The organism is Cupriavidus sp. HPC(L) (assembly GCF_000307735.3).
Lineage (GTDB): Bacteria > Pseudomonadota > Gammaproteobacteria > Burkholderiales > Burkholderiaceae > Cupriavidus.
Window position 1 is genome coordinate 1 of the sequence record NZ_AMPR02000101.1, and the last position, 19503, is coordinate 19503.

Annotated in this window: 18 protein-coding genes; 16 read left to right on the top strand and 2 right to left on the bottom strand. The window is 66.9% G+C overall.

What is annotated here, in order from left to right; genetic code table 11:
- From B551_RS07525 to B551_RS07535, 3 genes are all read left to right on the top strand, one after another.
- Positions 1-433 (top strand): murein hydrolase activator EnvC (locus B551_RS07525; protein WP_043438002.1); only part of this gene is annotated, 433 nt, incomplete at its 5' end.
- 6 nt (positions 434-439) lie between these two features.
- On the top strand, positions 440-1606 hold the full coding sequence (rpoS, locus tag B551_RS07530) for an RNA polymerase sigma factor RpoS (protein WP_043438004.1): 1167 nt from the start codon (positions 440-442) through the stop codon (positions 1604-1606).
- Entirely contained in the window at positions 1603-2445 is an 843-nt protein-coding gene (locus tag B551_RS07535) for a 3'-5' exonuclease (protein ID WP_006577115.1), read from the top strand. Before rpoS ends, B551_RS07535 begins: the two co-directional genes overlap by 4 nt.
- Positions 2446-2487: 42 nt before the next feature.
- Here the strand turns inward: B551_RS07535 and B551_RS07540 are convergent, their stop codons facing one another.
- Entirely contained in the window at positions 2488-3348 is an 861-nt protein-coding gene (locus B551_RS07540) for an endonuclease/exonuclease/phosphatase family protein (protein WP_043438012.1), read from the bottom strand.
- Between the two features lie 40 nt (positions 3349-3388).
- Here B551_RS07540 and rlmD point away from each other — a divergent pair, with 40 nt between their 5' ends.
- The gene (gene rlmD, locus B551_RS07545) at positions 3389-4957 is read left to right on the top strand and encodes a 23S rRNA (uracil(1939)-C(5))-methyltransferase RlmD (RefSeq protein ID WP_371259301.1); all 1569 of its coding nucleotides are present in this window, start codon (positions 3389-3391) and stop codon (positions 4955-4957) included.
- Positions 4958-5008: 51 nt separating this feature from the next.
- On the opposite strand, the gene B551_RS07550 is transcribed toward rlmD, so the two are convergent.
- Positions 5009-5713, bottom strand: a complete 705-nt coding sequence (locus B551_RS07550) for a Bax inhibitor-1/YccA family protein (RefSeq protein ID WP_006577118.1) — start codon at positions 5711-5713, stop codon at positions 5009-5011.
- 336 nt (positions 5714-6049) lie between these two features.
- Between B551_RS07550 and ndk the strand changes: the two genes are divergently transcribed.
- From ndk to hflK, 12 genes are all read left to right on the top strand, one after another.
- On the top strand, positions 6050-6475 hold the full coding sequence (gene ndk, locus B551_RS07555; RefSeq protein ID WP_006577119.1) for a nucleoside-diphosphate kinase: 426 nt from the start codon (positions 6050-6052) through the stop codon (positions 6473-6475).
- 53 nt (positions 6476-6528) lie between these two features.
- On the top strand, positions 6529-7677 hold the full coding sequence (gene rlmN / locus B551_RS07560; protein ID WP_023263797.1) for a 23S rRNA (adenine(2503)-C(2))-methyltransferase RlmN: 1149 nt from the start codon (positions 6529-6531) through the stop codon (positions 7675-7677).
- On the top strand, positions 7674-8540 hold the full coding sequence (locus tag B551_RS07565) for a tetratricopeptide repeat protein (RefSeq protein WP_023263798.1): 867 nt from the start codon (positions 7674-7676) through the stop codon (positions 8538-8540). Before rlmN ends, B551_RS07565 begins: the two co-directional genes overlap by 4 nt.
- Positions 8533-9552 carry a RodZ domain-containing protein gene (locus tag B551_RS07570; RefSeq protein WP_006577121.1) on the top strand — a complete coding sequence of 340 codons (1020 nt, stop codon included), beginning with the start codon at positions 8533-8535 and terminating at the stop codon, positions 9550-9552. Before B551_RS07565 ends, B551_RS07570 begins: the two co-directional genes overlap by 8 nt.
- 64 nt (positions 9553-9616) lie before the next feature.
- Entirely contained in the window at positions 9617-10903 is a 1287-nt protein-coding gene (gene ispG / locus B551_RS07575; RefSeq protein ID WP_006577122.1) for a flavodoxin-dependent (E)-4-hydroxy-3-methylbut-2-enyl-diphosphate synthase, read from the top strand.
- A gap of 55 nt (positions 10904-10958) precedes the next feature.
- A complete protein-coding gene (gene hisS, locus B551_RS07580; RefSeq protein ID WP_023263799.1) occupies positions 10959-12350 on the top strand; it encodes a histidine--tRNA ligase in 1392 nt (463 codons plus the stop codon).
- Between the two features lie 63 nt (positions 12351-12413).
- Positions 12414-13046, top strand: coding sequence for a tetratricopeptide repeat protein (locus B551_RS07585; protein ID WP_006577123.1), 633 nt, complete (start codon positions 12414-12416; stop codon positions 13044-13046).
- 113 nt (positions 13047-13159) lie between these two features.
- Positions 13160-14329, top strand: coding sequence for an outer membrane protein assembly factor BamB (gene bamB / locus B551_RS07590; protein ID WP_370646875.1), 1170 nt, complete (start codon positions 13160-13162; stop codon positions 14327-14329).
- Between the two features lie 272 nt (positions 14330-14601).
- A complete protein-coding gene (gene der, locus B551_RS07595; RefSeq protein WP_006577125.1) occupies positions 14602-15945 on the top strand; it encodes a ribosome biogenesis GTPase Der in 1344 nt (447 codons plus the stop codon).
- 230 nt (positions 15946-16175) lie between these two features.
- Positions 16176-16415, top strand: a complete 240-nt coding sequence (hfq, locus tag B551_RS07600) for an RNA chaperone Hfq (protein WP_006577126.1) — start codon at positions 16176-16178, stop codon at positions 16413-16415.
- Positions 16416-16588: 173 nt separating this feature from the next.
- A complete protein-coding gene (gene hflX, locus B551_RS07605; RefSeq protein WP_023263800.1) occupies positions 16589-18034 on the top strand; it encodes a GTPase HflX in 1446 nt (481 codons plus the stop codon).
- A gap of 102 nt (positions 18035-18136) precedes the next feature.
- Positions 18137-19498 carry an FtsH protease activity modulator HflK gene (gene hflK / locus B551_RS07610; RefSeq protein ID WP_006577128.1) on the top strand — a complete coding sequence of 454 codons (1362 nt, stop codon included), beginning with the start codon at positions 18137-18139 and terminating at the stop codon, positions 19496-19498.
- Positions 19499-19503 lie beyond the last annotated feature (5 nt).

A 19503-nucleotide genomic window follows, 5' to 3' on the forward strand; every position in this document is an offset into this window, starting at 1 on the left:
CGTGACCCCGCCCGCAGGCGCGTCGGCTCCCGCCGCCGCAGCGCCGATCCCGGGTGCGGCCGCGGACGGCGCGATCCAGCTGGCATGGCCCGCGCGTGGTTCGCTGCTCGGACGCTTCGACGAGAAGGGCAACAAGGGCATCGATATCAGCGGTCAGCGCGGCGATGCGGTGCTCGCCGCGGACGACGGTCGGGTGATTCACGTAGGCCCCTTGCGCGGCTACGGGAATCTTGTCATCATCAAACACAACGAGACTTTTCTTACTGCCTACGGCCACAACGACAAGGTTGTCGTGACCGAACAGGCAACGGTCCGCCGGGGTCAGAAAATTGCAGAGATGGGCAACTCCGATGCCGATCGCGTGAAACTGCATTTCGAAGTTCGCAGGAACGGGAAACCGGTCGATCCGATGCGGTATTTGCCGCCACAGTGAGGGTTCATGCCACGCCAGAAAACAGTCTCCTCCGGAACCGCCAGCCGCACCCGTCGCGCCAAGCAACCGGAAACACGTTCTGGTGTGGCACATCGTGACGGGCAAGCCGATGGCTACGATCACGACCTGGCGGCCGAGCTGATTCCCCTGACCGACGAACCGATCGCGCCCGGTGCGGGCACGGTAGGTCTGCGCGAGGCCGACCTGATGGCGGACGACGGCGACGCGGTCGCGCGCGACGATGACGAAAGCGAGCGCGAGAACGACGAGGAAGAGGGCGCGACCGAAGCGGTCGCCACCGAACAGGACGAATTCCGCAGCGCCCTGCATACCGAACTCGCCGCCGATACCGTCCAGCACTATCTGAACCGCATCAGCATCAAGCCGCTGTTGTCGGCTCCCGAAGAACTCCATTTCTCGACGCTGGCCAAGGACGGCGATTTCTCCGCGCGTCAGGTCATGATCGAGCGCAACCTGCGCCTGGTTGTCAGCATCGCGAAGGGCTATCTGAATCGCGGCGTGCCGCTGCTCGATCTGATCGAGGAGGGCAACCTCGGCCTGATGCATGCGATCGAGAAGTTCGATCCCTCGCGCGGCTTCCGTTTCTCGACCTATGCCACCTGGTGGATCCGGCAGAGCATCGAGCGGGCGATCATGAACCAGGCGCGTACCGTTCGGTTGCCCGTGCACGTGATCCGCGAACTCAATCAGGTGCTGCGCGCCAAGCGGCATCTGGAGAAGGGCGGTACCGACGGACGCGATGCCAGTCTCGAGGACATCGCGCATCTGCTCGGCAAGACCCCCGACGAAGTGCAGGACGTGCTCGCACTGAACGAACACACGACCTCGCTCGATACGCCGTTCGATCTCGATCCGGGTTCGAGCCTGCTCGACTTCCTCTCGGACGAACACAATGCCGCGCCGGACCAGGAGGTCGCACACCGCGAGCTCGAGAACCTGATGAAGCTGTGGCTGGCGCGACTGTCCGAGAAGCACCGCTATGTCGTCGAGCGCCGTTTCGGCCTGAACCATATCGAGCCGGCCACGCTGGAAGAGCTGGCCGAGGAGATGGGGCTGACGCGCGAGCGCGTGCGCCAGATCCAGCAGGAAGCGCTGGTCAAGCTCAAGCGGCATTTCGCTTCGCAAGGGGTGCGCAAGGACGCGGTGCTATGACGCCTGTGCTGGTATTCGACATCGAGACGGTTCCCGATGTCGCCGGCCTGCGCCGTCTGCACGACCATCCGCCGGGCCTTTCCGATGCCGAAGTCGCGGAGCTGGCCTTCGCCGCCCGCCGCGAAAAGACCGGCAGCGATTTTCTCCCCCTGCATCTGCAACGCGTGGTCGCGATCTCCTGCGTGCTGCGCCGCACGCAACGCGACGGCACCGCGCTGTTCCACGTCGGCTCGCTAGGCAGCGAGGACGATGGCGAAGCGACGCTGATCCAGCGCTTCTACGAATTGATCGCGCGCTACAGTCCGCAACTGGTGTCATGGAACGGCGGCGGCTTCGACCTGCCGGTACTGCACTATCGCGGACTGGTCCACGGCGTCAGCGCGCCGCGCTATTGGGAAATGGGCGAGGGCCGCGACGACGACAGCCGCGACTTCAAGTGGAACAACTACATCAGCCGCTATCACATGCGGCATCTGGATCTGATGGATCTGCTGGCGATGTACCAGCCGCGTGCCAGCGCGCCGCTGGACGACCTCGCCAAGCTGTGCGGCTTCCCCGGCAAGATGGGCATGGACGGCAGCAAGGTGTGGGAGGCGTTCCAGCAAGGGCAGATCGGCGCGATCCGCGCCTACTGCGAGACCGACGTCGTCAACACCTACCTGATGTACTGCCGCTTCCAGATGATGCGCGGCGGGCTGACGCCGCGCGAGTTCGATGCCGAAGTCGAACTGGTCCAGGAATCGCTAGCGGAACTGCCCGGGCCGCAATGGATGGAATATCTGCGCGCCTTCCAGCTGCAGCCGGCGAGCCGCGTGGCCGACGACGAACCGATCGACTGAGCAGTCAGGCGGCGCGGCTGCGCTCGTCGTTCCCTTGCTTCCTTAATCGAAGTCGCGCAGCGACAGGCGCAGCGGTTGATGGTCCGATGCCTGCGTACTGCCGTCGACCTCGCACCGCGTCACCCGCTCCAGCAGATCCTCGGTCACCAGCACGAAGTCGCAGGCGAATGGCGGCTCGTTCCATTGCGCCTTGTCGTAGAGCGCGCAGGTCGGTGCATGCGGTTGGCCGGGATGCAGATGCAGCCAGGCATCGCGCCACGCCGGCGTGCCGTCGTCGAACGGCGCGGTCAGCCTCTGGTAGGCGGTGTCGTCCGGTTTGCTGTTGAAGTCGCCGCAGAGGATGGCGCTGCGCGGGCGCGGCTCGGGCGTGAACGGGCCGAAGCGCTGTTCCGCCGGGCCCGGCCTTGCCGCATGCAGGCAGGCCTCGGCATGCCAGGTGCGCAGGGCCTCGGCCTGCGCATTGCGTTGCAAGGCCGAGTAGTACTCCAGATGGGTACAGATGACACGCACCCGCTGGCCGCCGACCATCACCGTTTCTTCCAGCGCGACGCGCGGCATCGATGCGACCGTCGGATCGGCCGGCCACGGCAGCGCATGGCGGAATACTTCGGTTACGGGCAGCCGCGTCGCGATCAGATTGCCGAACTGGCGGGGCATGCCGTCGGGCCCGAAGCGGTCGACGCCCGGCGCGAACAGCAACTGGTAACCCGGCAGCAGGGCCGCGAGTTCGGCGACCTGGTCCGCACCCGGGTCGCCCGGCATCTCGCCGAAGCCGCGCGTCACCTCCTGCAGGCACAGCACGTCGAAGTCGGCCAGTCCGCGCAGCGTCGCCACGGTGCGGGCGAGGTCGACCTGACCGTCGCAGCCGCGCCCCCATTGAATGTTCCAGTTGATCAGTTCCATCGCTTGCCTCTGCCGGACGGCCGTCGCCTCGCCCATTCCGATCGCGGCGACTGGTCTACAATCGCGCTTTCGCAAAACAATACGTCAGGTCCCGCTGGTGTCTCAAGCCGTGTCTTCCCCGCAATCCGCTCCCGAGCCGGTGCAACAGCCGGTCGCCTCGCCCGCTCCCGTCCGCAAGCGTGGCGGTGCCGCCGCATCGGCCAACGCGTCGGCCACCGGTACTGAGGCCCAGGCCCATCCGACCGTCAGGATCGACAGCCTCGACATGGAGGCGCGCGGTGTCGGACGGCTGGTGAACGAGGACGGCACGCCCGGCAAGGTGATCTTCGTCGAGGGCGCGCTGCCCGGCGAAACGGTGGCCTACCAGAGCTATCGCCGCAAGCCGAGCTTCGAGCAGGCGCATCTGGTCGAGGTTCGCGATCCGTCGGTGATGCGGGTGCAGCCGGGTTGCGTCAATTTCGGCGTCTGCGGCGGCTGTTCGATGCAGCACCTGGACGCGCGCGCGCAGCTGGCGATCAAGCAGCGCGTGCTCGAGGACAATCTGTGGCATCTGGGCAAGGTGAAGCCCGAGATGGTGTTCCGGCCGATCGCCGGACCGGACTGGGGCTATCGCTTCCGTGCCCGCCTGACGGTGCGCCACGTGGCCAAGAAAGGCGGGGTGCTGGTCGGCTTTCACGAGCGCAAGAGCAGCTATGTCGCCGACATGACGTCGTGCGAGGTGCTGCCGCCGCATGTGTCGGCGATGCTGGTGCCGCTGCGCGAGCTGGTGGCCGGACTGTCCATTCGCGACCGCATGCCGCAGATCGAGCTTGCGGTCGGCCAGGATGTCACCGCGCTGGTGCTGCGGATCCTCGAGCCGCTGAACGATGCCGACCGCGACCTGTTGCGCGCTTTCGCCGACCAACACAACGTGCAGTTCTGGCTGCAGCCCAAGGGCCCGGACACGGTGGTGCCGTTCTATCCGCTCGATCGCGAACTGGCCTATACGTTGCCGGAATTCGGCATTCGCATGCCGTTCAAGCCGACCGACTTCACCCAGGTCAACCATCAGATCAACCGCGTGCTGATCAAGCGCGCGCTGCGCTTGCTGGACGCCCAGCCGGGCGACCGGTTGCTGGATCTGTTCTGCGGCATCGGCAACTTCACGCTGCCGCTGGCGACGCAGGGGCGCGAGGTGATGGGCATCGAGGGCAGCGAGGCGCTGACCGCGCGGGCGCTGGCCAATGCCGACTACAACGGCCTGGCACAGAAGGTAGCTTTCGCGTGCCGCAACCTGTTCGAGGTCGGCGCGGAGGATATCGCGGCGCTGGGACGGTTCGACCGCTGGCTGGTCGACCCGCCGCGGGAAGGCGCGCTGGCCGTCAGCAAGGCGCTGGCCGAACTGGCGCAGGCCGGCAGCGACGTGTTGCCTGACCGTATCGTCTATGTATCCTGCAATCCGGCCACGCTGGCACGCGATGCCGGCCTGCTGGTGCACGAAGCCGGCTATCGGCTGCGCGGCGCCGGCGTGGTCAACATGTTCCCGCACACCTCGCACGTCGAATCGATCGCGGTGTTCGAGCGCGCGGCCTGGTCCGGGCGAACGCCGCGGCAAGCAGCGGGGCAATAAGAAAGGGCCGGCATTGCCGGCCCTTCGTCATGGCGGTGAAGAAGCGATCGCTTATTCGCGGCTGCCGCCGAAGATGCCCAGCAGCGCCAGCAGATTGACGAAGACGTTGTAGATGTCCAGATAGATCGCCAGCGTCGCCGTGATGTAGTTGGTCTCGCCGCCGTTCACCACGCGCTGCACGTCGTACAGCATGTAGGCCGAGAAGATGCCGATCGCGATGACCGAGACGGTGATCATCAGCGAGGGCAGCTGCAGCCAGATGTTCGCGACGCTGGCCAGGATCAGCAGGATCACGCCGACAAACAGGAACTTGCCCAGGCCGGAAAAATCGCGCTTGCTGACCGTGGCGATGGTCGCCATCGCGGCAAACACCGCCGCGGTGCCGCCGAACGCATACATGATCAGCGCGGGCCCGTTCGAGAACTGCAGTACCGAGCCGATCAGCCGGGACAGCATCAGGCCCATGAAGAAGGTGAAGGCCAGCAGCAGCACGACACCCATGGCGCTGTTCTTGGTCTTCTCGATCGCGAAGAAGAAGCCGAAGGCGATCGCGAGGAACAGGATCAGCGACAGGCCCGGGCTGGCGGCCATGAAGCTGAAGCCGGTCGCCACGCCGATCCAGGCGCCGAGCACGGTCGGCACCAGCGACAGCGCCAGCAGCCAGTAGGTATTGCGCAAGACCCGATTGCGGACGGTGACGGCTCCCGCCGTCGCGCCGGCATTGCCGAACCCATAGGTATTCAGCTTGTCGTTCATGATGACTCCTCATTCAAAGGGCGGTGCCGGAAGCGCCGGCGGACACCTCGCCAATGTGGCATCGTCCTTGCACGATTGCAAGTGCAGAGTGATTCAAGAGGCACTAAAAATCGCGAAACCGTCGAGGAACAGATGAGGCGCTTACGTTGCCTTGGATCGGTGGGAGGCGCCGGTGTTCCCGTCCCTTTGTCCCATATCGCGGCGATGGTGCGCCGCGATAATGTAGGGGATGCAGCCCCTTTCGTTTCGCCGCCGCCCGCTCTCGAAACGATTGGGGTCTCGTGCTAGAATCTTGTGTTTCCCAATTTGGTAACCCCTTCATTTTTCGGAGTTTTTATGGCGATCGAACGCACCCTGTCGATTATCAAGCCGGATGCCGTGGCCAAGAACGTCATCGGTCAGATCTACGCCCGTTTCGAGGCCGCCGGCCTGAAGATCGTGGCCGCCAAGATGGCGCATCTGTCGCGCGGCGAAGCCGAGCAGTTCTACGCGGTCCACAAGGAGCGTCCGTTCTTCAAGGATCTGGTCGACTTCATGGTGTCGGGCCCGGTGATGATCCAGGTCCTCGAAGGCGAGAACGCGATTGCGAAGAACCGTGAGCTGATGGGCGCCACCGACCCGAAGAAGGCCGAGAAGGGCACGATCCGCGCCGATTTCGCCGACAGCATCGACGCCAATGCCGTGCACGGCTCCGACGCCCCGGAAACCGCGGCCGTCGAAGTGTCGTTCTTCTTCCCCGGCATGAACGTTTACTCGCGCTGATTGTCTGGCCTGAACCCGGACACTAGACTGCTACCCGAAGCCCCGCTGCCGTCATGAACGCTCTCGTCAACCTGCTCGATCTGGATGCGGACGGGCTTGCCGCCTATTGCGGCGAGCTCGGCGAGAAGCCGTTTCGCGCGCGGCAGCTGCAGCGCTGGATCCACCAGTTCGGCGCCAGCCAGTTCGACGAGATGTCGGACCTGGCCAAGTCGCTGCGCCAGAAGCTGGCCACGCGCGCCGAGATCCGCGCGCCATCGGCGATCACCGATCACGTGTCGGCGGACGGCACGCGCAAGTGGCTGCTCGACGTGGGCAACGGCAATGCGGTCGAAACGGTCTACATTCCCGAGGAAACGCGCGGCACGCTGTGCGTTTCCTCGCAGGCCGGCTGTGCGGTCAACTGCCGCTTCTGTTCGACCGGCAAGCAGGGTTTCTCCCGCAATCTGACCACCGGCGAGATCATCGGACAGCTTTGGATGGCCGAATTCGCGATGCGCTCGCAGCTGGGGCGCGGTCCGAAGGACGATCGCGTGATCTCCAACGTGGTGATGATGGGCATGGGCGAGCCGCTGCTGAACTACGACCAGGTCCTGCCGGCGATGCGGCTGATGCTTGACGACAACGCCTACGGGCTGTCGCGCCGCCGCGTCACGCTGTCCACGTCCGGCGTGGTGCCGATGATGGACCGCCTGGCCAGGGACCTGCCGGTCGCGCTCGCCGTGTCGCTGCACGCATCCAACGATGCCTTGCGAGACGGGCTGGTGCCGCTGAACCGCAAGTACCCGCTGGCCGAGCTGATGGCGGCCTGCCGCCGCTATCTGGAGTTCGCCCCGCGCGACTTCATCACCTTTGAATACTGCATGCTGGACGGCGTCAATGACGGCGTCGAGCATGCGCGGGAATTGTTGAAGCTGGTGGCCGACGTGCCATGCAAGTTCAACCTGATCCCGTTCAATCCCTTTCCCGAATCGGGGCTCAAGCGCTCGAACAACGAGCAGATCCGGCGCTTTGCCCAGGTGCTGATGGACGCCGGCATCGTCACGACGATCCGCAAGACGCGCGGCGACGATATCGACGCCGCCTGCGGCCAGCTTGCCGCCGAGGGCCGCGTGCAGGATCGCACCCGGCTTGCCGAGCGCGGCCGCTTCGGCAAGATTCCGCCCGTGGTGGCGGCGCCGGGCGGGGAGGCGCGATCTGCATGAGGCGTCTGCCTGCCGGTCTGCCCGCCGTGGTTCTGGCCGGGCTGGCACTGCTGAGCGCGTGCCAGTCGACCGGCACACCCGGTACCCAGGGCACGCCGGGACAGCAGGCGCCGCAGGCGCGGGACGCCGATCCCGCACCGGCTGCTGCGCATCAGCGCGCCGCGCTGCGGCTGCAACTGGCCTCGCGCTATCTGCAGGCCGGCCAGAGCGCGATCGCGCTCGATGAGGCCCGGCAGGCGATCGCGCTAGATCCGGACCTGACCGACGCCTATCACGTCCAGGCGCTGGCGCAAATGGCGCTGCGGCGGCCCGCCGAGGCCGAGCAAAGCTTTCGTGCCGCGCTGTCGCGCCGCCAGGACGACGGCGACTTGGCGAACAACTATGGCTGGCTGCTGTGCGAGCAGGGGCGCTATGCCGAAGGGCTGGCCCAGCTGCAGCGCGCGGTGACCGCGCCCTCGGCCGGTGGCACAGCCAGGATGCTGACCAGCCTCGGCGCCTGCCAGTTGCGTCAGGGCGATCTGGCGGCCGCGCACCGCAGCCTGACCGCGGCAGTCGCGCAGCCGGCCACGATGGCGGGCGCCTATTCGAGCGATGCCGCCAGCGATGCCGCGACCCATGCGGCCGCGCACACCCAGCTCGGGCTGCTGTATTGGAAGCAGGGCGATCTGCCGCGCGCCCGTGTGGAGGCGGCGCAGGTCAATGCGGGACGCTTCGCCAGTCCGGCCTCGCTGTGGCTGGGCGCCCGCATTGCGCACTGCGAGGGAGACGCGGCCGCGCAGCAGGCATTGCTGACGCAATTACATAAGCGCTTCCCGGACTCGCGGGAGTCGAGCGCATACCAACAAGGAGCATGGGATGAATGAGCACGAGCGCGCCGAGGGCCAGGCCGTCTCGACCAATGCGAGCGGCAGCGCCAACGCGGTCGCACAGGAGATCGGCGCGAGCCTGGCGAAGGCACGCGCGGCCCAGGGGCTGTCGATCCACGACGTCGGCGCGCGGCTGAAGGTGCCGGCGCAGAAGGTCGATGCGATCGAATCCGGCAATGTCGACGCCTTGCCCGATCTGACGTTCGCCAAAGGTCTGATGCGCGCCTACGCGCGCCTGCTGCAGGTCGATATCGACGCGCTGCTGGCCCGGTTCCATGCCCAGGCCGCGCCGCCGGCGCCCGAGGTGGCGATCCGCCGCCAGGGCAGCCTGAACGCGAGCTTCGACGATCGCCGGCGCTTCCGCAGCAGCGGCGCTTCGGCATCGGGTACCGGCGGGCGCTGGGTCTGGCTCGCGCTGGTCGCGGCCGTGGTCTGCGCCGGCGCGCTGTTCGGCGTCGACCATGTCAAGCAATGGCTCGATGCGCGCGAGCAGCAGTTCACGCAGTCGGGCTCCGAAACCGCGGTCGAGTCCGAATCGGGCACCGTAACCGCGGTGCTGCCGCATGTGATGGGCGGTGCCGCCAGCGAGGCACCGGGCGCCGCGACCGGCACGGAAGGCGCCACCGGCACCGGTACCGGTACTGCCAATGCGTCCGCCACGCTGGCGACCCCGCTGGCCCCGGTGACCGGTCCGTCCGCCACCGCGAACGAGTCGGCGCCGATGGCGGCATCGCGAGCGGCGGCGCCTGTCGCGACCGCCACGCCGGCCGCCGGCGAGCTGCAGCTGCGCTTTAGCGCGCCGACCTGGTATGAGGTCCGCGACGCCAGCGGCAAGGTCGTGCTGGGCGGTACCGCCAAGGCCGGCGACGAGGTCGTCGGTGGTGGCACGGCGCCGTACAAGGTCGTGATCGGCAACGTCAAGGGTGTCGCCGCGATGACCCGCAACGGCGAGCCGGTCGATCTGCAGGCGGCCAACCGCAACAACGTGGCGCGCCTGACGCTGCCCTGATTGATCCGTCGGTCCCGAATCGTTCCCGTTCGTCGACCACACGCCAAAGCAACGAGGTAACCCCATGAACGCACAGGCCTGTCTGCCCGTACTGCCCGGATCGCTGCCGCGCCGCCGCGCCCGGCAGGCGCGCGTGGTCTGGGGCGACAACGTGGTGACGATCGGCGGCGACGCGCCGGTGCGCGTGCAGTCGATGACCAATACCGACACCGTCGATGCGGTCGGCACCGCGATCCAGATCAAGGAACTGGCGCGCGCCGGCTCCGAAATCGTGCGCATCACGGTCAATACGCCGGAAGCCGCCGCGGCGGTGCCGGCGATCCGCGACCAGCTCGACCGCATGGGCGTCGACGTGCCGCTGGTCGGCGACTTCCATTACAACGGACACAAGCTGCTGCAGGACCATCCGGCCTGCGCGCAGGCGCTGTCGAAGTACCGCATCAATCCGGGCAACGTCGGCCAGGGCGCCAAGCGCGACACGCAATTCGCGCAGATGATCGAGATGGCCTGCCGGCACGGCAAGCCGGTGCGCATCGGCGTCAACTGGGGCAGCCTGGATCAGGACCTGCTGGCGCGCATCATGGACGAGAACGGCCGGCGCGCCGAACCGTGGCCCGCCCAGAGCGTGATGATCGAGGCGCTGATCACGTCGGCGATCGAGTCCGCGCAGCGCGCCGAGGAAATCGGCCTGCCGGGCGACCAGATCATCCTGTCGTGCAAGGTGTCGCAGGTGCAGGAGCTGATCGCGGTCTACCGCGAACTGGCGCGCCGCTGCGAATATCCGCTGCATCTGGGACTGACCGAGGCCGGCATGGGCAGCAAGGGCATCGTCGCGTCGACCGCGGCGCTGGCGGTGCTGCTGCAGGAAGGCATCGGCGACACGATCCGCATTTCGCTGACGCCCGAGCCCGGGGCGTCGCGCGACAAGGAGGTCCATGTCGCGCAGGAGATCCTGCAGACGATGGGCCTGCGCAATTTCACGCCGATGGTGATCGCGTGCCCGGGATGCGGGCGCACCACCAGTACGGTGTTCCAGGAGCTGGCCGCCAGCATCCAGTCGTACCTGCGCGCGCAGATGCCGGTATGGAAGACCGAGTATCCCGGCGTCGAGGAGATGGATGTGGCCGTGATGGGCTGCATCGTCAACGGTCCGGGCGAGAGCAAGCACGCCAATATCGGCATCTCGCTGCCGGGCTCGGGCGAGTCGCCGGCAGCGCCGGTGTTCGTCGACGGCGTCAAGGTAAGGACTTTGCGCGGCGAGCGGATCGCCGAGGAATTCCAGGCGATGGTCGACGAATACGTGCGGACGCACTACGGCAAGGGGAGCGCGGCGGCCAGTATTGGTCAATGATCGGCCAATGATTGGCCAGTGATCGGCCACGCGCCCCAGCAACAGAATGACAACCATGAACGCATCCGAGAATCCGGCGCCGGCCAACGGCGGCGCCCAGAACCCAGGCAAGGCCCGCGCGCTGCAGGGTGTCAAGGGCATGAACGACATGCTGCCCGCCGACGCCCCGCTGTGGGAACAGTTCGACCAGGCGGCCCGTGCGATGCTGCGCGCCTACGGCTACCAGCAGATCCGCACGCCGATCGTCGAGCCGACCCAGCTGTTCGTGCGCGGCATCGGCGAGGTCACCGACATCGTCGAGAAGGAAATGTATTCCTTCACCGATTCGCTGAACGGCGAGCAACTGACGCTGCGTCCCGAGGGCACGGCAGCGGTGGTGCGCGCGACCATCGAGCACAACCTGCTGTACGACGGCCCGAAGCGCCTGTGGTACACCGGTCCGATGTTCCGTCACGAGCGTCCGCAGCGCGGCCGCTATCGCCAGTTCCATCAGCTCGGTGCCGAGGCGCTGGGTTTTGCCGGCCCCGATGTCGACGCCGAGATCATCCTGATGTGCCAGCGGCTGTGGGACGACCTGGGCCTGACCGGCGTGCGGCTGGAGATCAATTCGCTGGGCCAGGCCGACGAGCGCGCGGCCCATCGCCAGGAACTGATCCAGTATCTGGAAGGCTTCCAGGACATTCTGGACGAGGACGGCAAGCGCCGCCTGTACACCAACCCGCTGCGCGTGCTCGACACCAAGAACCCCGCGCTGCAGGAGATGGCGGCGAACGCGCCGAAGCTGATCGACTTCCTCGGCGAGGCCTCGCTGGCCCACTTCGAGGGCGTGCAGCGTCTGCTGAAGGCCAACAATATTCCGTTCACGATCAATCCGCGGCTGGTGCGCGGGCTGGACTACTACAACCTGACGGTGTTCGAGTGGATCACCGACAAGCTCGGCGCGCAGGGCACGATCGCCGGCGGCGGCCGCTACGATCCGCTGATCGCGCAGATGGGCGGCAAGCCGGCGCCGGCCTGCGGCTGGGCGATGGGGATCGAGCGGATCATCGAGCTGATGCGCGAGGAAGGCCTGGCGCGCCAGGCCGATGCCTGCGACGTCTATGTCGTGCACCAGGGCGAGGCCGCCGCGCAGCAGGCCATGATCGCCGCCGAGCGCATGCGTGACGCCGGTTTCGACGTGGTCGTGCACGCCACCGCGGACGGCAAGAGCGGCAGCTTCAAGTCGCAGATGAAACGCGCCGACGCGAGCGGGGCTTCGCATGCCGTTATCATTGGCGAGGACGAGCTGGCCGCCGGCGTGGTGCAGGTCAAGGCCCTGCGTGCCGCGGACGGGCAGACCGAGAACAACGGCCAGCAGGCCACGGTGCCCGCCGAGGACCTGGTCGACTATCTGGTCGAATCGATGGTCGCCGGCATGGGCGGCGAGGCCGGCGACGACCTTCAATGACGCAGGCGCCGCGCTGATGCGCGCGCTTGCCCGACGACAAACCAACGCGGTTGAAACCACGAGATGGCTTACGATCTGGAAGAGCAGGAACAGCTTGAAAACATCAAGGCATGGTGGCGCCAGTACGGCAACTTCCTGACCTGGCTGCTGATCGCCTGCCTGCTGGCCTTCGCGGCCTGGAACGGCTGGAACTGGTGGCAGCGCAAGCAGGCCGGCGAGGCCGCGGTGCTGTACGAACAGGTGCTGAAGGCCGCCGAGGCCCGCGATGTCGAGCGCACCAAGCGCGCGGCCGGCGACCTCGAGGACAAGTACGGCAAGACCGCCTACGGGCAGATGACCGCGCTGGTCGCGGCCAAGGTGCTGTACGAGGCCGGCGATCTCGCCGGCGCCAAGAGCCAGCTGCAATGGGCGGTCGATCACGGTGATGGCGAGTACCAGCACCTGGCGCGCGTCCGGCTGGCCGGCGTGCTGCTCGACGAGAAGGCCTACGACCAGGGGCTGGCGCTGCTGAAGAACGAGCCGCCGAGCCCGTTCGTCGCGCTGTATGCGGACCGCCGCGGCGATCTGCTGGCCGCCCAGGACAAGCGCGACGAGGCGCGCGCGGCCTACCGCCAGGCGCTCGACAAGCTCGGCGTCGACGAGGCCGGCATGCGCCAGATCATCCAGTTCAAGCTGGACGCCCTGGGTACCGCGTAAGCAGGGCCGCCGCCACCGATGCACCGGCCCGGCCGCTGCATCGGCCGTGCTCCATTGCTGACAGAACGCTCCCCATTTCGCTTCCCACCTTTTTTCAGGAACGCAACCAGATGATGTCGATGCCCAACGGCGCTGCCCGGATCTCTCGCCCTGTTCGCTTGACCCAGGCGCTCGTCGTTGCCTGTGCCACCGCCCTGGCTGGCTGCTCGCTGTTCGGCAAGGCCGACAAGAATCCGCCGGCCCAATTGCAGCCGGTCACGCAGACGCTGACGGTCAAGGAAGCCTGGCGCGCCAGCGTCGGGAAGAGCGGCCCGTATTCGCTGCAGCCGGTCGCGGTCGGCGACAAGGTCTATGTGTCGTCGCACGGCGGCGACGTGATGGCGCTGGACGCCACCAGCGGCCGCACGCTGTGGAAGGTCGACACCGACGTCGACCTGACCACCGGTCCCGGCAGCGACGGCAACGTGACCGCGGTGGCGGGCGAGAAGGGCGTGGTGTTCGCCTTCGATGCCAGCGGCAAGCAGCTGTGGAAGAAGCAGATCAATGGCGAGATCCTGTCGTCGCCGCTGGTCGGCCATGACCTGGTAGTCGTGCGCACCACCGATACCCGCGTGCTCGGCCTCGATGCGCAGACCGGCGAGCGCCGCTGGATCTACCAGCGCGCGCAGACGCCGCTGAACCTGCGCGCCGCGATGGGCATGGTGTTCGCCGGCGACGGCATCGTGATGGGCTTCCCCGGCGGCAAGCTGGGCGTGCTGGCCCCGTCCAATGGCGTGCTGCGCTGGGAGAGCACGATCTCGTATCCGAAGGGTGTGTCCGAGATCGAGCGGCTCAACGACGTGACGGGCCTGCCGATGATCAACGGCCGCCAGGTCTGTGCGACGACCTTCCAGGGCCGCATCGCCTGCCTGGAACTGGCCAACGGCCAGCCGCAGTGGGGCAAGGACTTTTCGTCGCCGGTGGGCCCGACCCAGGACGACGTGTCGTTGTTTGCCGCCAACGAGAATTCGGTGGTCTATGCCTTCGACCGCCAGAACGGCAACGAGCGCTGGCGCAACGAGCAGCTGCGCAACCGTCCGCTCGGCATGCCGCTGGCGCTGGGCCGCTCGGTGGTGTTCGGCGACTTCGAGGGCTACCTGCATTTCCTGTCGCGCGAGGACGGCAAGTTCGTCGCGCGCGTGCGAGCCGGCAGCAGCCCGATCACCGCCGCACCCGTGGTGGCCGGCCAGACCCTGGTGGTGCAGAGCCGAGGGGGCGACGTCTACGGCTATATTCCGGATTGAAGCGCTGACCGAAACAGGGCGGCCGCCACGGCGGACGTCCTGCCGGCAACCGCGCGCTCACCTGTCGGTGCGCGCGATCGCCGGACCCGACAGCATGGCCGACCCGCCGCAATGGCGGTGTCGGCCGCATGCGTCATGCGGGCCATGGCCCGCGACTTGATTTCACCCGACAGGATTGCCGGCCCGGCGCGTTGCGCCAGGCTGTCGGACCAACCTGATTCTTTGGAGGCATGCCCGGCGCACCGCGCCCGGCGTGGCCCTCCACGATTTGCATGAAACCAGTGATCGCACTCGTCGGCCGCCCCAATGTGGGCAAGTCGACGTTATTCAACCGCCTGACCCGCTCGCGCGACGCGCTGGTCGCGGACCTGCCGGGCCTGACCCGCGACCGCCATTATGGCGAGGGGCGTGGCGCCGACCGTCCGTATATCGTCATCGATACCGGCGGCTTCGAACCGGTGGCCAAGGAAGGCATCGTCGCCGAGATGGCCAAGCAGACCCGGCAGGCCGTGGTCGAGGCCGACGTCGTGATCTTCATCGTCGACGGCCGCCTGGGCCTGGCGCCGCAGGACCTGGTCATCGCCGACTATCTGCGCAAGACCGGCCGCCGCGTGATGCTGGCGGTCAACAAGGCCGAGGGCATGAAGTACACCGCGGTCGCGGCCGACTTCTACGAGCTCGGCATGGGCGACCCCTATGCGATCTCGGCCACCCACGGCGACGGCGTGCGCGAACTGGTCGAGGAGGCGCTGGAGGCCGCGGTCGAGCAGCGTCCCGAGCTGGCCGAGCCCGAGGACCAGAACACGCGCGGCACCAAGATCGCGATCGTGGGCCGCCCCAACGTCGGCAAGTCGACGCTGGTCAATACGCTGATCGGCGAGGAGCGCGTGATCGCGTTCGACATGCCGGGCACCACGCGCGATGCGATCTATGTCGAGTTCGAACGGGGCGGCAAGCCGTACACGCTGATCGACACGGCCGGCCTGCGCAAGCGGGGCAAGGTGTTCGAGGCGATCGAGAAGTTCTCGGTGGTCAAGACGCTGCAGTCGATCGCCGATGCGAACGTGGTGGTGCTGCTGCTGGACGCCCAGCAGGACGTGTCGGAGCAGGACGCCCATATCGCCGGCTTCATCGTCGAATCGGGACGGGCGCTGGTGGTCGGCGTCAACAAGTGGGACGGGCTGGACGGCCATACCCGCGACCGGATCAAGCACGATCTGCAGCGCAAGCTGCAGTTCCTCGATTTCGCCAACTTCCATTTCATCTCCGCGCGCGAGCGCACCGGCATCGGCCCGCTGCTGCGCTCGGTCGATGAGGCGTACGCCGCGGCGATGCTCAAGATGCCGACGCCGAAGCTGACCCGCGTGCTGCACGACGCGGTGGCCTTCCAGCAGCCGCGCCGCGTCGGCGCGACTCGCCCGAAGATGCGCTACGCGCACCAGGGTGGTTCCAATCCGCCGATCATCGTCGTGCACGGCAACTCGCTGAACGCGGTGCCGGAAACCTATCGGCGTTTTCTGGAAGGGCGTTTCCGTGCGGCCTTCAATCTGAAGGGAACACCGCTTCGAATCGAATTTCGTACGAACAAAAACCCGTACGCGGACTCGAAGGATTGAGTCGGAAAAGGCGGCCAGATGGGGGCGCCGCAGCCCCGTCTGTGGCGCCGAAGTTTCGTTTGCGTTCGTTTGGAACTGCGGCTAAATTCACACTAGCGGGAGCCCCCGCTGGTTGATGCCGGCCTGGTACCGTTTTGACTTTTTTTGACGCGATCTTGCGTCGTCCGACTTGAAACCGGGGATATCGATCCCCATCATTGATCACTAAATCTATAAATTTGGAGTGTGCCATGAGCAACAAAGGGCAATTGCTACAAGACCCGTTCCTGAACGCGCTGCGCAAGGAGCACGTGCCGGTTTCCATCTACCTCGTCAATGGCATCAAGCTGCAAGGTAATATCGAATCGTTCGACCAATACGTCGTCCTGCTGCGTAACACGGTGACGCAGATGGTCTACAAGCATGCAATTTCCACTGTCGTTCCCGCGCGCGCGGTCAATTTCCGCGTCGACGACTCCGCGGAAGGCTGATTCCGACGCCGCACGTATTTCCCGCCGCGCGCACGCGCGGCAATCACGCTCCGACGCCGCGCCAGCGCCATCCGGTGCTGGCGCGGCATCGTTCTTTGTATCGTCGTGTTTTGCGGAGCGCGCCTTCCTGTTCCTGATCCCCGTTTTTTCCCGCGCCGCTGTGCGCCCCGAGCTTGCAACCTAGAGCGACTTCCCCCTCCGAACCCACCCGCGCCATTCTCGTCGGCGTCGATTTCGGCAAGCACGATTTCGAAGAGAGCCTGAGCGAACTGGCGTTGCTGACGTCCACCGCCGGTTCCACGCCGGTGCACACCCTGACCGGCAAGCGTTCGCGTCCGGACCCGGCGCTGTTCATCGGCTCGGGCAAGGCCGAGGAACTGAAGGAAGCGGCCGACGCGCTCGACGCCGACGTGGTGGTGTTCAACCACGCGTTGAGCCCCGCGCAGCAGCGCAATCTCGAACGCTTTCTGAACCGGCACGTGATCGACCGCACGGGCCTGATCCTCGATATCTTCGGCCAGCGCGCGCAGAGCCACGTCGGCAAGGTGCAGGTCGAACTGGCCCAGGTGCAATACCGCGCCTCGCGGCTGGTTCGCGCCTGGAGCCACCTGGAGCGGCAGAAGGGCGGTATCGGCATGCGCGGCGGCCCCGGCGAGCGCCAGCTCGAACTGGACCGCCGCATGCTGGACGACCGCGCCAAGCGGCTCAAGACGGATCTGTCGCGGCTGCAGCGCCAGCACAGCACGCAGCGCCGTGCCCGCGCGCGCAACGAGACGCTGAGCATTTCGCTGGTCGGCTATACCAACGCGGGCAAGTCGACGCTGTTCAACGCGCTGACCAAGGCGCGCGCCTATGCGGCCAACCAGCTGTTCGCGACGCTCGATACGACCTCGCGCCGTCTCTATCTGGATGGCCTGGGCAATGTGGTGCTGTCCGATACGGTCGGCTTCATCCGCGACCTGCCCACGCAACTGGTGGCGGCGTTCCGCGCCACGCTGGAAGAGACCGTGCATGCCGATCTGCTTCTGCATGTGGTCGATGCCGCCAGTCCGGTGCGCCACGAGCAGATCGAACAGGTCAATCGCGTGCTCGCCGAGATCGACGCGGCCGACATTCCGCAGATCGTCGTGATGAACAAGATCGACGCGGCGCCCGAATTGCTCGAGCACGGTCCCCGCATCGAACGCAACGAGGACGGCGTGCCGGTGCGCGTCTACATCAGCGCGCGCGACGGCATCGGACTGGACGGCTTGCGCGATGCGATCGTCGATGTCGCGCGCTGGCTGGCCGAGCGGCCGGCCGCGCCGGACCCCGCCGACCCGCGGCTGCAGGACCTGCACGAACGCCGCCAGTGGGAGGGCGATGGTGCCGATGGTGCCGATGGTGCCGATGGTGCCGATGGTGCCGATGGGGCCGATGGGGCCGATGGGGCCGATGGGGCCGATGGGGCCGATGGCGCCGAGTTTGCCGATTCCGGCGCCGATGCCCGGCCGGATGCGCAAGACGCCAATCCGCATTCGGAGCCCGATCCGGACCCCGATTCGGACCGCAGTCCGGACCCCGGTTCGGACCCCCAGGCACGGGCCAATCGTCGTCTTCCCGATCGCGACGCCGACTGATGCGGGCGGCGCCATGCGCCGCCTTCGGCATCAAATGAGCAAAAGTGGCGTCGATGGCTGCTAGAATCCCCTCGTTACAACTTTCCCGGAACCGTGCCCTACATGCCCCAGTTCTCCCGGACCTCTGATACAAGCCTTGCCCGAGGCGCCCGTCGGCCGAGCAGCTGGCAGCGTCTGCGCGCGATCCTGTCGCTGAACGATCCCCGCTGGGGCCGTGGCGACAAGGACGACGAGGACAAGGATGGGCGCGACGGCGGACGCGACAACGGCCGTCAGAACCAGCGCCCGCAGGACGGTCCGCCGGACCTGGACGAGCTGTGGCGCGACTTCAATCGCCGCCTGAACAGCCTGCTGGGCCGCAAGGACAACGGCGGCGGCAACAACAACCAGAACTTCGGCGGCGGCACGCGTACGCCGGGCAAGGGATCGGGCATCGGTGCCGGCGTCATCGCGGTCGCGGTGATCGCGATCTGGCTGGCCAGCGGCTTCTTCATGGTGCAGGAAGGCCAGACCGCGGTGGTGCTGCAGTTCGGCAAGTTCAAATACACCACCGGCCCCGGCATCAACTGGCGCATGCCGTGGCCGATCCAGTCGGCCGAGATCGTCAACCTGTCGGCCGTGCGCTCGGTCGAGGTCGGCCGTTCGACCTCGATCAAGGACAGCAATCTGAAGGACTCGTCGATGCTGACGCAGGACGAGAACATCATCGACGTCCGCTTCACGGTGCAGTACGACATCCAGGACGCGACCGAATTCCTGTTCTTCAACAAGACCGACCGCGGCGGCGACGAGGAACTGGTGACGCAGGCCGCCGAGACCTCGGTGCGCGAGATCGTCGGCCGCAACAAGATGGATTCCGTGCTGTACGAGAACCGCGAGCAGATCGCCCAGGGCCTGGCCAAGTCGATCCAGGCGATCCTGTCGGCCTACAAGACCGGCATCCGCGTGATCTCGGTTAACGTGCAGAGCGTGCAGCCGCCCGAGCAGGTGCAGGCCGCCTTCGACGACGTCAACAAGGCCAGCCAGGACCGCGAGCGCGCGATCAGCGAAGGCCAGGCCTACGCCAACGACGTGATTCCGCGCGCCCAGGGTACTGCCGCGCGCCTGGCCGAGGAGGCGCAGGCCTACAAGGCCCGCGTGATCGCGCAGGCCGAGGGCGATGCCTCGCGCTTCCGCCAGGTGCAGAACGAGTACGCCAAGGCGCCCCAGGTCACGCGCGACCGCATCTATCTGGAAACGATGCAGCAGATCTACGCCAATACCAGCAAGGTGCTGGTCGATACGAAACAGGGCAACAATCTCCTCTACCTGCCGCTGGACAAGCTGATGGCGCAGTCGCAGGGCGATTCCCGCGGGATGGCGGGCGCGGTGCCGCCGCCGGCCACGCCGGCACCGGTGCCGGACGCCAGCGCCGACACGCGTTCGCGCGAAGCGCTGCGCAATCGCGATCGCGATTCCCGTTGAGGAGA